This is a genomic window from Chloroflexus sp. (assembly GCF_034434295.1).
Taxonomy (GTDB): domain Bacteria; phylum Chloroflexota; class Chloroflexia; order Chloroflexales; family Chloroflexaceae; genus Chloroflexus.
This window is the reverse complement of sequence record NZ_DAOTZQ010000050.1, coordinates 83,564-98,130: the sequence shown is the minus strand read 5'-3', so window position 1 is coordinate 98,130 and position 14,567 is coordinate 83,564. Positions and strand designations below refer to the sequence as shown.

Sequence of the window (14,567 nt, the reverse complement as noted above, 5' to 3'; positions counted from 1 at the left end):
TGATACAATACAGTTCTAATCCTGCACTCACACCGATACCCACATCAGGAGAGAGGTATCACCATGAGTCAATCTCGCTCCGAAACAACACTGGTATCAGCCCCATCGTCTCCAGCTACAGACGACCCGTTTCGCTACGGCTGGCGCTTCGTACCCCGTCCTACTCCCGACGACCCCGATCATCTCGAACAGGTGCCACTCACCCTCGAAGATGTCCTCCATCCAGAGGTGGGAGACTTCATCGTGCATAGCGACCGCCACGAAACCGACCGGATGTATCTCACCATCGTGTTGCGGGAGCGGCTTGAGTCGGCGGGTGAGGCCATCGTGCTCACCGATGTGCGGGTGGCCTGGGACGTGCCCGGTCTGCGACCGCACGGCCCGGATGTAATGGTCATCCCCGGCATTGCTCAACGGCGCGATTGGAGTACGTTCGATGTGCGGGAGGAGGGTCACCGACCGGCATTAATCATCGAGATCACCTCTCCCGAAACCCGTCAGAACGATATAAAGGACAAAGTCAGACATTATGCCCGCGCCAGGGTGGCACAATATGTGATTGTGGACAACACATCCCGGCATGGGCCACGTCGGCTACGATTACTCAACTATCGCCTGGCAGGGCGGCGCTATGTGCTGCACAAGCCGGACGAGGACGGGCGGACATACCTGGATGTTGCCCGACTCTGGCTAGGGATCGTGGATGACCACGTGGTGTGCTACAACGAACGGGGAGAGATTGTGGGCGATTATACGATGATGGCCCAGCAGGCCCGGCGCGAGGCTGAAGCCCGTGCCGCTGCTGAAGAACAGGCCCGGCGCGAAGCTGAAGCCCGTGCCTTGGCCGAGGCGCGGGCACAGCTTGCCGAAGAACAGGCCCGGCGCGAAGCTGAAGCCCGTGCCCTGGCCGAGGCGCAGGCACGGTTTGCCGAAGAACAGGCCCGGCGCGAAGCTGAAGCCCGTGCCGCCGTCGAGGCCCGTCTGCGTGAGCTTGAGGCTGAGCTACGCCGATTACGTGGTGACACCGCGTAACCCTATCTCAGTCTTCGCCACCCGGCACGAGCGGCTGTCACCAGCTCGTGCCGGCTACTAACTGAAATACAACAAAACTTGGGGGGCAATAAGCCTCAATGTGCGGAAAGAACATCGTGAACAGATACGCTGCGTGGCTGCTGACATATCACTTTGCCGCGTTCGCACCACTGCAAAGCCCGGAGCATGGGCTTCGTGAATAGTTGGCACACGTGGTTACTGCATCACTCCCTCTGCCGCTGCCCGATCCAGCATCCAATAGATCTTTCCCGCTGCCGGATTAATCAGGCGCGTTGGTTGTGCCATTGCGTCACCGGTATCGGCCAACGCGGCTGCCACGGCTGCTGCCTTGTCGACACCACTGACCACAAATACCACTGCGCGTGCGGTATTCAATGCGGCTGGCGTTAAACTCAGACGTAATGGAGGTGGTTTCGGTGCATCGGATACAACCACAGTCAATGCCCCGGCAGGAATTGCGGTCAAAACTGGATGCCGGGGAAACAGCGATGCGGTGTGTCCGTCCGGCCCCATGCCGAGCAATGCTACATCAAGCTGGCCGCCGTGCGCTGTCAGCAACGCTGCCACCTGCTGCTGGTAGATGGTAGCTGCCTGTTGCGGATCACGGTAGTAGGTCGGCACCGGAAAAACCTGATCGGCCTGTACCGGCACGTGATCGAGAAACGTCTGCCGCGTCGCACGATAATTGTTCTCGCTGTCGTCGAACGGTACGTACCGTTCATCGGCAAACACGATACTCACTCTGCTCCAGGCGATCTGTTCACGCAACGGTGCATTGGCGAGCAATGGATACAGACGTGAGGTTAGACTTCCTCCCGAAAGCGCAATCAACGCCTGCCCACGATTGTCAATGGCGGATCGAATCTGCTCAGCCACAAATGTCGCTGCCACCCGGTAAAGCTCATCGGCGTTCTCGTAGACCCGAATCGATCGCTGTGCGTTCATGGATGTGTCCTGAACTGGTATTGTATGCTATCGACAGATGTTGAAAGCGTAGCAATGAGAAACCAGATGTTCCCTGCGTTTCCACTGCGCTCCGATCTGGATCTGGATGGATGCAGTCCAGGTATGCTCTCAGCCCGAAACGGACACCATCGCATCGATAGCCGATTGAATACCAAACGGTCATGATTAGCTTTCATGATCAGCTTACCACACCAGCAGCCAGCATACGCCGGGTCGCTTCAGCATCCGTCTCGTGTGGCAATCCTCGCGCATAGCGATCACACGCGCTCCACGCACAACTCAACAGGCACAGTAGATGGAGGCGCTCGCTTTCCGCCTCACTCAACGCTCCAGCACTGCAATAGCCCTCATACAAGCCTTCACGCCAGGCTGCCGGGAGATGAGCACACAACCCGAATGCCAGATCGAACAAGCCGTCGCCACTGACGAACCAACCAGGTTCCTCAAATGCCTCAAGATGTACGTGCTGACCACCAACGGTACAGCGCACAGCGTGCGGGCCAAAGCTCCCATGCATCAATACTGGCGAAGGGCAATCAAGGCGTGGATCGTGCAGAACTGCCTGTAATGCCTGCACCTCTTCCGAACTAAAGATCAACTGTGGTGTTGGTAAACCGGCCAAACGCTGCCCGATAGCGATCAAAACGTGTCGCCAGCTTAGACGTGGCCAGCGACCACTGATGGTTGGCCGACCAAAACCCGGCATTTGTTGACGGTGCAAGCGACGGAGTGCGCGTCCGGACTGGCGGGCAATACTATGCAACAGATGTGCATCATCAAGATCGGCGGCAGTTTTACCGGCCACAAAACTCTCTAACGTGTAGGCAAACGGCACAAAGGCTTTGCTCAAATCGCGTTGGATGAGGCGTGCACCTGGCAGCCCGCCTGCTGCCAGGCCGCGTAAAAAGGTGACATGGGCTGATAAATCATCTTCAGGTGCTACCCGTAAGATAACGTGCTCACCCGGCAAGGTCAGCTGTACCAACAGATGGCGGTCGGTCTGCCGGTAGAGTGTGGCGGCCTGGGGACGCAGGTTGAGCACCCGTACCACCATTGCCGTATAATCTCCTAGCCTGCTCAGGCTACGCTGCCAGGCTTCACTAAGCTCAGTTGCCGCTGGCGAGACGGTATGATTGAGATGACGAAAATCGGTGACGATCATGGTGTCAAAGGCGCAAGCGCCGGTAAACTAAAGCGTGCCGCTCGACCACTCAGGCGATCAACAATCCAGACACTCCCATCAGTCGCAACGACGATACCACTTGGACTGGCGATTGGCACACTATCACTTCCAACCCCAGTCCACCGCAGCAACGGTTCACCAGCGGCGTTTGCCGTTAGCACGTGCTGACGGGCCGGCACCGCAACGTAGACGGTCCCCTCCGCGCTAACCGCCAGCATCGGATCGTCATAGGTATTGGCCTGCCAGCCCGGTACCGGCCACGTTGCAAGCGGGATCGGATCGATGCGACCATCGGCACCACGACCGAACACCTGCACCCGTCCGTTCCAGGTATCGGCAACGTAGAGATTACCTGCTGCATCGAATGCCAGACTGGTCGGCTCGTTGAATTGACCTGGTGCACTCCCGGCACCACCGAACTGGTAGCGGAACTGTCCATTACTGTCGGTAACAACAATCCGCTTATTGCCGGTATCGGCAATATAGACGTTGTCTGCCGCATCAACCGCAATCCCACGTGGTCCAAAGAAGCCGAGTGGAGCTGCTGCATTACGGGCCGGATCGCCCTCGGTAATCGTTGCCCGCCGGCCATCACCGAGATCCATATCACCGCTCCCCCAGCTCGCTATTGGGCGCAGATCGGCACTGTATTTGACGACCCGCGCATTCCAGGTGTCGGCGATGTAGAGATTGCCCTGACTATCGAACGCCAGTCCTCGCGGTTCGTAGAGCTGATCCAGGCCGTTGCCCTGGCTACCAAAATTACGAACCAGTGTACCGTCAGGAGCAAAGACTTCGATACGGTGGTTGTACGTATCGGCCACATAGATCTGCCCCTGTTGGTCAATGGCAATCCCTGTCGCACCACTGCCACCGCTCGACAATCTGATCTCGTTCAAAGCGGCCAACCGCAGTTCGGGCGCTGCGGTAACGGTCGTTGTTGGAGCCGCCCCGCCTGCTAAATCGCGCCGTAGCCACACCTCGACCTCACGGCCACTGAGAATCAGCGGCTCCGGCAACTGACGGAAGAGCAGATAACGTCCCAGGGTCGGCCAGTTTTCGCGTTGGAACGGCCAGAGCAGCACATCAAATGGACCGTGTAATTCACTACTCAAATCGCGGCCACAATCGGCCTGAGCAGCGGCTGCCGACCAGGTACTGTAGTAGAAGCGCTTATACCCTGGACTCTGCGGGGAACACTTGTTACCTTCGGGAAACCACCAGTTGAAGACCCCTGCCTGCCCGTAAGGTTGCACATACGACTCGCGCAGAATATCGCGCAACCGATCCGTGACGAAGGGGCGGTACAGTATCACAATGGGTGCCAGGTCACGATTACCGTCGGGCATTGTCACCGTTAATTGATCTACCGACGGCACTCGCCCCAGCTCACTTCCATTCACCCAGGATATATTCTTGAAGTCGCGCAGATACCACTGCAAGGGCCAGGCCAGCGAACCTTCTGCGCTCCTGTCACCACCATCCAGAATGAGTGGCATGGTCAAGCCACCGGTGGGGTCTTGTGGGCCCCGGTTACCACGGGTCAGATTAATCGCCAGATCACGAATATCGGCGGCATAACGCGGTACATCAGGGGCTGTCTGAGTGTAAATAAGTGGTTCAACCGGGACATCGGGATGACCATACACCACTAGCCACGTGGCCCGGATCATATACGCCGCCAGCAGAAACGAGACCGTGATCCCCAATGCTGCACTAACCGGACGTATCCCCAATCGGCCTATCAACGAAAGCAACGCATAGATCAGACCAAACACAATCAGGAGTGGGACAATTGCCTGTAAGATTGCAGTTTGCCCGCCCGTACTCAAACGCCAGAAGGCGACACCAATGGCTACGCCGAGCAGAACCACCGTTATCGGTACGAGCCATATCTGTCTATCAGGCCGCTCTCGCCGGATAACATCAATAAAACGTCCACAAACCCACGCCGCGAGCAGATTACCGGGTAAGGACATGTGAACAACCAGCCACGGCATCTTTTCGCCAGCCCATGAGAAGATGATTATGGCAGTAAAAAACCAGAAAACAACCAGAAGGGGGTAGAGCGACCATGGTGCCATTGCTTTCAGGCGTGCAGACTCATCAACATCGGCCAGATCACTCACCTCGGCATCGGGCGCAGATGACACCGCTTGCTGCTTAATCTGCCAGCGCCGTATCACGGCGACGATCATCGCCCCAACCACCCCCAGTCCACTGAAGACGGCCAGTGGTTCATACAGCGGTAACAACATCAGATAGTAGTACCAGGGCTGGTCACCACGGGCGTACTCTTGCTGACTACCCAGCCAGTAGATAAGACCGGCCGTGATACCGTCAATTGCCCCCGGCAGATAGGTAAAGAAACTGGTATACAGCACCAGGTATATACCGCCCAAAATCGCCAGTGCTGTCCACAGTGTGTTGCGTTCGGTTTGCCATAGCGCTCGCAGACGCGATGTTAATACCGGTTCTGGCGGCCAGAGACGCTGACAGAGCCATGCCAGTACCAGCGCTGAAGCAATCAGAAATGCCTTTTCGCCAACGTATAAGCCTCGACCAAAGGGCAATGGTGGATTGATGATCATCAGCGCTACACACAAACCGATGACCACCAGCAACACGATATTCAGATAGCGCGCAAAACGGCTCTCAGCCAGCAGTCGCATCAAGACGAAAACACCGAAGATGAACAGCAGAATGTAGTAGAGTTCGTGGGTAGCAATTGCCAGTGCTAATCCTACTGCAACCAGATACAACCACTGCGCTCTACCTGTATCGATCCAGCGCAATGCGCCGATCACCATCCACAGTTCCCACAGCACCATCAGCCCATCGTGGCGGGCAAACCGGGTATAGTAGAGAAGTGACGGTGAAAAACCAAGCAGAAGAGCGGCAATCAGCGCCCCTCCTCGCCCTAGATATGGACGCAACCACCAGGCCGATGCTACCAGACCAATCCCGGCAAGCGCCATTGGCAAACGAGCCTGCGCATCGCCGTCGCCAAACAAAAAGTAGGCCAGTGCGGTCAGAAAGTAGAGTGATGGGCCATGGTAAACCGGATCGTAGCAATAGGTCTCGTGGTACAAACCACCACGGGCATTACCATCTTCGTCCAGTCCATTCCAGCACGAAAATGATCCAGCCCCAGTATACAGCCGCCAGCTCGACCAGGCGTGGATTGACTCATCGTGGTGCAACGCCATGCGATCCAGTCCCCACAGGTGGGCAATAATGCTGGCGATGATAATCAATGTATATGCTGCCGTCTCCCAATTCAGCCAGCCGGCTCGTAAGCGCCGGCTGAGCAGGCTTTCGGTTACGAAGGTCTGTGTTGCCATAATGATCCGTACTATGAGTGGTTGTCTACTCTCCCATCCGCAGTGATCCACCAAGCCCGATCCCGATCTGGCGCGCCAGTTCTGGCCGTACCGCAACCACAAAATCGGTTGAGCCAAGCCCGACTGGTGGCTGCCGGAACATCAGATATTTCCATAGCTGGACTGCTGTTTCATAGTCGAGTGGATTGCGCAATAGCCGTTCGAGCAGCGAACTACCGGTACCATTGATACGATACGTCTGATCTTCGGGGAACCACCAGCGCAAGGGGTAGCGCTGCAAGACAAACCCTTGCAGATAGGTTCGATTTTCCGGATAGCGATCCAGATTCTCTTGCAAGATCAGTACCGCCTGGATGTCAGCCGGTGGCGGGCCATTCAGTCTGCCACCCGGCACCGAAACCGCACCCGGCCAGTCTCGCAGATACCAGAGCCAGACCGTCTCGTTATCGTACATCACCGGCAGGCGCGTCCCTCCGGCCCGCCGCAGCGCTGCCTCTTCCAATCGTCGCACCACCCGCATCACATCGGGCGAGGTTTGCGTATACACCATCATCTCACGCGCAACATCTCCGGTCTGATATGCCAGTCGCACGCTGCTACGCACGGTATACAGACCAATCGCGACCATCAGGCAAATGGTCGTCAGTGCGGCAGCGACAGTCCATCCCCAACGCAGCGCACTCCCAACGATGAGAAGAATGACTAACGCCAGAATGAAGAGCAAAACCATCCAGGGTTGAATGGGTGATGTTGGGCCGGCAGCGACCGTAATCGAGAGCAGCAGAAAACCCAGGCAGATGATCAAACCGAGCAACAAACCAAAGCTAAACAACGATCCCCTGGGAAGACCCAACCATCCCGCTCGATTGTCCTTAAGCCAATTTCTGGTCTCTGCGGAGAGCGGAGCCAGATCACCCGCCCCTGACGTGCGGGTCTCAACATCCGGTCCAGCGGTGACTTCGACCGGTGTTGCCAGCTCATCCCACATCTGCTGCCAGTATGCCACCTGTTGCTGGGCCAGTTCGACAACCCTGGTCGATCCCCAGGCCAGCAAGAGGGTGAGCGGAAGCGTCATATGAATGGTTAGCCACGGCATCTTCTCGCCAGCCCAGGTGTAAATGGCGAAGGCAGCGACTGACCACCAGGCAATCAAACCGACAGCGAACGCCTCTGGTCGACGCTGCCGCACCGCCTGGACGGCAAGCGGCAAGCCGATCATCGTTCCCAATACCAGCAACGGCTCGTAGATCGCAAGAATAACCGCATAGTAATGTGCCGGCTGACTGCCGCGCTGCACATTATGCTGGGCCAACCAGTACAGGAGCGAACCGGCCACCCCCGAAATCAGCCCCAGCAGGTTGGTCAGCATAGCAGTGAATAACAGTGTATAAATGGCAGCAAAAATGATCAGGGCAACCTGCCAGCGCCGATCAGCAACCAGGCTGCGGCAGAGGAGAGCTGCCGGCTCACCGCGTATCAGTGCTCGCTCCCACGGCGTCGTACCCGTGGCATCACGGCGGAACCAGATGAACCAGACGAACACTGACAGCATGGCGAGCGACAACACCAGCCCACTCAGAATCGCCGGATGGTTCACAAAGCGACCAATATCGGTCAGATAGCGCAACCCATTCTCCCAGACACTCCGCCCACCATCATTGTCAGCCCGATTGCGCACCAGCAGCGCGTAACCATTATCTTCGGTTTCGAGTGGTGGCCAGCCAAAGAGTGGGCCGGGTTGAGCCACCTCAATCGCCCCATTCGCATCACGGCGCGCATGATGGGCACCGTCAACCACCGCTGTACCGGGAAGAACAAAGACCAGCAGAGCCAGCATCACCCCCAGGCCGGTAAGCAAGGCGATGCCGGGCCGATACACCTGCCAGCAGAAGAGCATCACCAGCAGCACAGCAAAGATCAAGATGTAGAGATACGTGGTCTCCTGATTGGTCAGCATCAGAGCGAGGGCAGTGATCCCCAGATACAGCCAGCGTGGACGCGGATCGGCGGCGTAGCGCACAATCGCCACAAACACCAGCATTTCACAGACAACCGAGTAGATGTCGTGGCGAAAAAAGCGCCCGACGTAGAGCGCTACCGGCGAGATCAACAGGTAAATGCTGGCAACCAACGCTGCCCGCCGCCCAATCACCGGGCGGAGCAATATCGGACTCAAGGTCAGTGCGATACTGAACAGGGCTGCACTCAGCCGGGCCGTTGCATCATTATCGCCAAACAGGAAAAAAAACAGCGCCCCCAAAAAGTAGAGCAGTGGGCCGTGCAAGAGTGGATCGTGCATATAGCCGCGCCCACTGAAAAGAAACCACGAGTATGCCGCGTGTAACGTCTCGTCGTGGTGCAACGCCCGATCACCCAATGCCCACAACCGACTCACAATCGCCAGCACGGCAATGACCGCGTAGCAAAGCTGTTCTACGGTTGGAGTCCAGCGCCGTTCAACAATCTCAGCATTTGACATAGATTCCAGTGCATTGCGAAGTATACCGCATAAATCGCAGGCATTGTACACGAACGCACAGCGCAGAGCAAGCCTCGTCCTCAAATATTCAGTACGGGAAGAAATCATCCGGCATTAATCTGGTATCGCTAAGCAATGCTATCAGCCGTTGCCCATCACGCTGCACCTGGCTAATCCTTGCCCCAACGTAACGCTCCTGGTACCGCCAGTACACCAGATCGTCAACGCGAAGATCGATATGCTCTGGTCGCAAATAGCCACCGGTGAAATCAATAATTATCTGCTGCTCGGTCAATTCATCAACCGGTAAATCGGTATAGCGTCGTCCATATCCACGACGAATCACCAGAATTGTACGAAGTGAAGGTTGTGACATAACCAACGTATGTTTCCCATCAAATCCAAGGTCCTGATATTTACTATCACCAGGCTACATTCATCTCTCTACCAAAGCACTTCACCAGCACCTGTCCATCCAGGCTGCGGAGCGTAATGTACAAAAATTCTACTTTTTTTATCCTGACTTGTGATCCGGCATCGTCTTCACCAATCGCCGACAGCCCCACAAAAGCGCCTGAGCACAATGTCCCTGTCCATACCCCTGTTAATGGTAAAGCGACGTGCACCATCATACCGCAGTTTGCTGCTACACAAAATAACGCTAACCAATCCGCAGCCATGCAAAGAGCGCCACCCCCACCAAACGCATCATCCCGGCTATCAGTAGCACGGTAACAATACCAATGGCGTCGGCGAGTAAGGTGGCGATTAAGGGCATTATGAATAGTGCCAGGTTTTGCAACGTCTGGAAGAGGCCAACGTAGGTAGCCTGTTGCCCGGCAGGGATCGTACTCAAGACCAGATCAAAGTTCACCAGGTCATTTCCGGCCACACAAAAACTGACCAGCCCAGCCAGCAGTGCCAGCAACCAGGGTGCTTCGGTGATTGCCAGTCCAAAGGGGTAGAGTGCCATGCCGAGGCTGCTGGCCAGCAAGACGCCCCTGTTCCCCAACCGGGGCACACCGGCAGACCAGACCGCATACGCGATCAAGAGCACACCATTCCCAATCGTGCTAATCAAACCGATCCAGGCATCGTTCAAGCCGGCTTCACGCACATAGTAAAGTGGGATCAGCGGAATAGCCATTGCCATCCCACTGCGGAAGACAAACGCGCTCAAAGCGTAACGAACAAATGCTGGCGGTGCCTGCCGTAAAGCAAGTAGTAATGCACCTTTCTTATCGCTATCAGGGGCCAGCTTCCGCTCAGGCAACATGATTGCCCGCGAAAAGAAAAAGCTCAGTAGGCCACCAACGACCGATCCGATAAAGACCACCTGATAATTGAGTGGAAAGGGAAACAATTCAAGCACTGTACCGATGATAGCAACCGTGACAGCAGTGGCAAGGCCGAGACTCGACCAGCGCATACTCATCAACGCATAGCGACGCTGTGGCCCGGCTACACCACCCATCACAATGGTAAAAGCAACATTGACAAAGGTCGAAGGGATGGTCACCAGCGCCCAGATGATAATAATCGTCCACGGCACTGCCTCAAGCGGTAAAAAGAATGGAAGACAGCCAAACACCGCATACGAGACCAATACCCAGAACCGCATGCCCGAATACCAGACGACGATGTTGCGCTGTCGTTCGAGAAAACGCCCGATTGGCAGGGCAAACAACGCACCTGCCAACGCCGGCAATGAGGTAATTAAACCGACCAGCAAGCTTGACGCCCCTAACCGAGCCAGAAACACCGGCAGGAAAACGCTTACACCCGTAACAATACCTACCCCAATCCCATCGATAAGAACGTTCCGCACATTCCGCTCGGTTACATCGGTCGGATGCAGGAGTGCACGCAGCTCGGTGCGCGAAATGAGTGGTCGCATGGTGAACTGCCTTTGATCGGCCCGCAGTATTGCGAGCGATCCCTCATCGGGGCGAAAATCAGTGCGCGGCCAATTGGCCGCGCACAAAGAATGGTGGGCGATACTGGACTCGAACCAGTGACCTCATCGGTGTGAACGATGCGCTCTAACCAACTGAGCTAATCGCCCGCGTTCTGGCGAAGAGTATAGCACATTTGGCCGGTTTGTGCAAATGATCGATCCCTACTATACTATTGCTAAGTCGTTGCTTGCGTTTGTGCGTTATCCCATAGCTCTTGTTTGTCGGTATCACATTCGCGCCTGTCTCTTCCCGGCAGGTGCCATGTTAACGGTTGTTGTTATGACAGTTCCATCAACAATATCTGACCCGCAATCCCTCGCTGAAGCACGTTACTTCAATCGCGAATTGAGTCTGATCGAGTTCAATCGCCGTGTGCTTGAAGAGGCGATGGATGCACGCAATCCTTTGCTTGAGCGTGTGAAATTTCTGGCAATTTTTGCCTCCAATCTTGATGAGTTTTTCATGATTCGCGTCAGTGGGATCAAGCAACAAATTCGTGCCGGTGTTCAGAAACGTTCACCCGATGGCCAAACGCCAGCAGAGCAGCTCAGTGCGATTCGCCGCATTTTGATCCCTCTCCTTGAACAGGAACGCAAGCTTTTGCTCTACGACTTACTTCCCGCTCTGCAAGAACAGGGGATTGCGATTCTCAATACGGCAACGCTCAACGATGATCAACGAGCCTGGGTAGCCGATTACTTTCGACGGCAGGTGTTTCCCGTCTTAACTCCACTCGCGTTTGACTCGAGCCGACCTTTCCCGTTTATCTCGAATCTGAGCCTCAATCTCGCGGTGGTGATTCGTGATAAGGCAAAAGGTGAACTCTTTGCCCGCGTTAAGGTACCTGAAGTCTTACCACGCTTGATTCCACTCCCCCATGAGCTATGCCCATCGGTTGGCGATCTGCCCGCCACCCGCTGCCATTGCTTTGTCTGGCTCGAACAGGTAATCGCCGAACACATTGAGCAACTGTTTCCGGGGATGAATGTGGTGGAAGTGTACCCCTTTCGAGTCACCCGCAACGCTGATGTTGAGATTGAGGAAGACGAAGCCGACGATCTGCTGGCTACGATTGAGCAGGGGTTACGGCAGCGTCGGTTCGGCGAGGTGGTTCGTCTGGCAGTTGACGATGCCATGCCCGACCGCATCTGCCGCTTACTGGCAGCCAACCTCAAGGTTAGTGCCGAAGACATCTACACCGTGCGTGGCCCACTCGGCCTCAGCGATCTGATGCAACTGACCCAAATCGACCGCCCAGACCTGAAAGATCCACCGTATGTTCCCCGCCTGCCGGCAGTGTTGAAAAATACGCCAAATCTCTTTGAAGCGATTAAGAAGCAAGATATTCTGCTACACCATCCGTACCACTCATTCACCCCGATCATTGATTTTATTCAGGCGGCAGCCGAAGATCCGCAGGTGCTGGCGATCAAGCAAACCCTGTATCGGGTCGGTCGCAATTCACCCATTGTTCAGGCATTAATGCACGCTCGTGAGCAGGGTAAACAGGTAACCGTCGTTGTTGAACTTAAAGCCCGTTTCGATGAAGAGAACAATATCATCTGGGCACGGGCTATGGAACGTGCCGGCGTCCACGTCGTGTATGGTCTGGTAGGTCTGAAGGTACATGCCAAGCTGGCGATGGTAGTCCGGCAGGAAACTGATGGCATTCGGTGTTATGTTCATCTCGGTACCGGCAATTACAACGCGACAACAGCTCGTGTCTACACCGACCTGGGGCTACTCACCTGTCGGCCTGAAATTGCGGCAGATGTGGTTGATCTCTTCAACTACCTGACCGCCTATAGCCGGCAGAAGGAGTATCGCACCCTGTTAGTGGCACCGGTGAACTTACGTCGCCGCATCACCGAATTGATCGAAGAGGAGATTGCCCTTCACCACTTGCACGGGAATGGGCGACTTATCTTCAAGATGAATGCGCTGGTTGATCCCAAAATTATCGATGCGCTGTATGCTGCCTCGCAGGCCGGTGTTCAGATCGATCTGATCGTGCGCGGGATGTGCTCGTTGCGACCACAGGTGCCAGGGCTTTCGGAAACGATTCGCGTGCGGTCAATTGTTGGCCGGTATCTCGAACATAGTCGGATTTACTATTTTCACCACGGCGGCAAACCGAAGATCTATATCGGAAGTGCCGATTTGATGGAGCGCAACCTTGATCGGCGCGTCGAAGAACTATTTCCACTGGTTGATCCGGCAGCTATGCAGTACGTCACCGAGACACTGCTCAGCACCTATCTTGCAGACAACCTGCGTGCCCGTGAGCTGCAACCCGACGGTCGTTATGTTCGGATAACGCCTGATGGCACTGAGGTAATCGATAGTCAAGACCCGAAACGGATCATACCTGGTTGTTAATAAGTTCGGCTGATCGGCGAGCATGTTTCAGGCGCTGCTTGAGATCGCGTGCTGCTAGCGTAAAACCACCATCGGCACCGTCAACAAAATGGATTTGGCGCCCCATACGCTCAAACACCAGACACGTGAGCATTACTTCTGGCGAGCGATGTGCACCGAATACCAGATCTCCAGTGCTGAACCGGGAGTGTAATAACTCCAGCAACTGCTCGTGGCGTTCGTCTGAGCCAGAGATGATCATGCGCAAGGCGTCGTCGTATTTCCGGTAGTCAGCGGCAGTCGTGACGTGTTGGCGATACTGATCCCACCACGGATCTTCGCCGCGCAGGCGCTGCAACCAGCGGTAACCACGAACACCCAGGTTGAGACCGTAGATTTGGGCCCAATAACGTAGCTGTGCCAGGCGACCATCGCCCCCGCGTAAGCGGGCTTCAGGCCAGAGCGCACCGGGTCTGGCACTTGCCTGCATCATCGTGTAATGTAATGGATGATACGCCTGATCGCCACCATAAAGCTGTTCAATCGCTTCAATGATCGAACGGTACACTGTCATTGAACTGGTTGGGTCTGAGCGAAGGTTTGCCTGGACGATCAGACACAATGCGGCTCCATGCGCCGGCGGAATGGTATCCCATCGACATTCAAGACCGCTCAAATTGGCGGCATCCGCATCTCCAGGCTGGATTAAACATTCTTCAGCACAAGCCTCATCTTTGATCAATTGCTCGGCATAACTGATCCCACCGCCACTAAACACCGCCTGCGCCACATGCTGCGTCAGTGCCAGTCGCCCGACCAACACCTGATAGCCGGCATTCATGATTGTGGTCACCGGCACCGCCCCAACCCGTAGCTCCAGGTTAAACGCTTGCTGCGAGAGCGCACTTACCGCGCTCAGGGCCTGCGCCGTCGTTTCAACCAGAGTCGGTGGTACGGCAATCGAAGCCCCGTCACCACCAAACACGAACGGAATTTCAACCTCACCGGCAACATTCAGTGCGGCTGTGATCGTTGCCGCACCGATCATATTGACCTCTTTATACCGGCCTTCAGCAACGGCCCGTGTTGACCCCCGCACATCACAAATGAAGATTATCCAGTCATTGGGTAATGGCTGATAGGCATTCAGATCAGCAATCTCGCCGAATCTGTTCATCGTAGGAAGGCGGGCAAAAAAATCTATCGTCATGGTCTCTCTCCTGGCA

At 55.7% G+C, this 14,567-nt stretch carries 9 protein-coding genes and 1 tRNA gene; 2 read left to right on the top strand and 8 right to left on the bottom strand.

Features of this window, described 5'->3' with window-relative positions:
• The first annotated feature begins 63 nt into the window (after positions 1-63).
• Positions 64-1,032, top strand: a complete 969-nt coding sequence (locus VAE57_RS07735; protein ID WP_322821305.1) for a Uma2 family endonuclease — start codon at positions 64-66, stop codon at positions 1,030-1,032.
• 216 nt (positions 1,033-1,248) lie between these two features.
• Here the strand turns inward: VAE57_RS07735 and pgl are convergent, their stop codons facing one another.
• The 7 genes from pgl to VAE57_RS07700 form a co-directional block, all read right to left on the bottom strand.
• Entirely contained in the window at positions 1,249-1,998 is a 750-nt protein-coding gene (pgl, locus tag VAE57_RS07730; protein ID WP_322821304.1) for a 6-phosphogluconolactonase, read from the bottom strand.
• Positions 1,999-2,197: 199 nt separating this feature from the next.
• Positions 2,198-3,181, bottom strand: coding sequence for an aminoglycoside phosphotransferase family protein (locus VAE57_RS07725; protein ID WP_322821303.1), 984 nt, complete (start codon positions 3,179-3,181; stop codon positions 2,198-2,200).
• Positions 3,178-6,546: a flippase activity-associated protein Agl23 gene (locus VAE57_RS07720; RefSeq protein ID WP_322821302.1), complete on the bottom strand. Its 3,369-nt coding sequence runs from the start codon at positions 6,544-6,546 to the stop codon at positions 3,178-3,180. Before VAE57_RS07720 ends, VAE57_RS07725 begins: the two co-directional genes overlap by 4 nt.
• Positions 6,547-6,571: 25 nt before the next feature.
• On the bottom strand, positions 6,572-9,025 hold the full coding sequence (locus VAE57_RS07715; RefSeq protein ID WP_322821301.1) for a flippase activity-associated protein Agl23: 2,454 nt from the start codon (positions 9,023-9,025) through the stop codon (positions 6,572-6,574).
• 88 nt (positions 9,026-9,113) lie between these two features.
• Positions 9,114-9,401: a hypothetical protein gene (locus VAE57_RS07710; protein WP_322821300.1), complete on the bottom strand. Its 288-nt coding sequence runs from the start codon at positions 9,399-9,401 to the stop codon at positions 9,114-9,116.
• A 285-nt stretch (positions 9,402-9,686) separates the two neighbouring features.
• Positions 9,687-10,922, bottom strand: a complete 1,236-nt coding sequence (locus tag VAE57_RS07705) for an MFS transporter (RefSeq protein WP_322821299.1) — start codon at positions 10,920-10,922, stop codon at positions 9,687-9,689.
• Between the two features lie 91 nt (positions 10,923-11,013).
• Positions 11,014-11,090 (bottom strand) — tRNA-Val (locus VAE57_RS07700).
• Positions 11,091-11,262: 172 nt separating this feature from the next.
• On the opposite strand from VAE57_RS07700, the gene ppk1 reads away from it, so the two are divergent.
• Positions 11,263-13,362, top strand: a complete 2,100-nt coding sequence (gene ppk1, locus VAE57_RS07695; RefSeq protein WP_322821298.1) for a polyphosphate kinase 1 — start codon at positions 11,263-11,265, stop codon at positions 13,360-13,362.
• Here the strand turns inward: ppk1 and VAE57_RS07690 are convergent.
• Positions 13,346-14,551: a DUF3095 domain-containing protein gene (locus VAE57_RS07690; protein ID WP_322821297.1), complete on the bottom strand. Its 1,206-nt coding sequence runs from the start codon at positions 14,549-14,551 to the stop codon at positions 13,346-13,348. The two genes, ppk1 and VAE57_RS07690, sit on opposite strands and share 17 nt — an antisense overlap.
• Positions 14,552-14,567 lie beyond the last annotated feature (16 nt).

What these genes read in the sequence shown, in the direction of transcription:
- VAE57_RS07735 (WP_322821305.1), top strand. Translation starts at nt 64, where the DNA reads ATGAGTCAATCTCGCTCCGAAACAACACTGGTATCAGCCCCATCGTCT.
- pgl (WP_322821304.1), bottom strand. Translation starts at nt 1,998, where the DNA reads ATGAACGCACAGCGATCGATTCGGGTCTACGAGAACGCCGATGAGCTT.
- VAE57_RS07725 (WP_322821303.1), bottom strand. Translation starts at nt 3,181, where the DNA reads ATGATCGTCACCGATTTTCGTCATCTCAATCATACCGTCTCGCCAGCG.
- VAE57_RS07720 (WP_322821302.1), bottom strand. Translation starts at nt 6,546, where the DNA reads ATGGCAACACAGACCTTCGTAACCGAAAGCCTGCTCAGCCGGCGCTTA.
- VAE57_RS07715 (WP_322821301.1), bottom strand. Translation starts at nt 9,025, where the DNA reads ATGTCAAATGCTGAGATTGTTGAACGGCGCTGGACTCCAACCGTAGAA.
- VAE57_RS07710 (WP_322821300.1), bottom strand. Translation starts at nt 9,401, where the DNA reads ATGTCACAACCTTCACTTCGTACAATTCTGGTGATTCGTCGTGGATAT.
- VAE57_RS07705 (WP_322821299.1), bottom strand. Translation starts at nt 10,922, where the DNA reads ATGCGACCACTCATTTCGCGCACCGAGCTGCGTGCACTCCTGCATCCG.
- ppk1 (WP_322821298.1), top strand. Translation starts at nt 11,263, where the DNA reads ATGACAGTTCCATCAACAATATCTGACCCGCAATCCCTCGCTGAAGCA.
- VAE57_RS07690 (WP_322821297.1), bottom strand. Translation starts at nt 14,551, where the DNA reads ATGACGATAGATTTTTTTGCCCGCCTTCCTACGATGAACAGATTCGGC.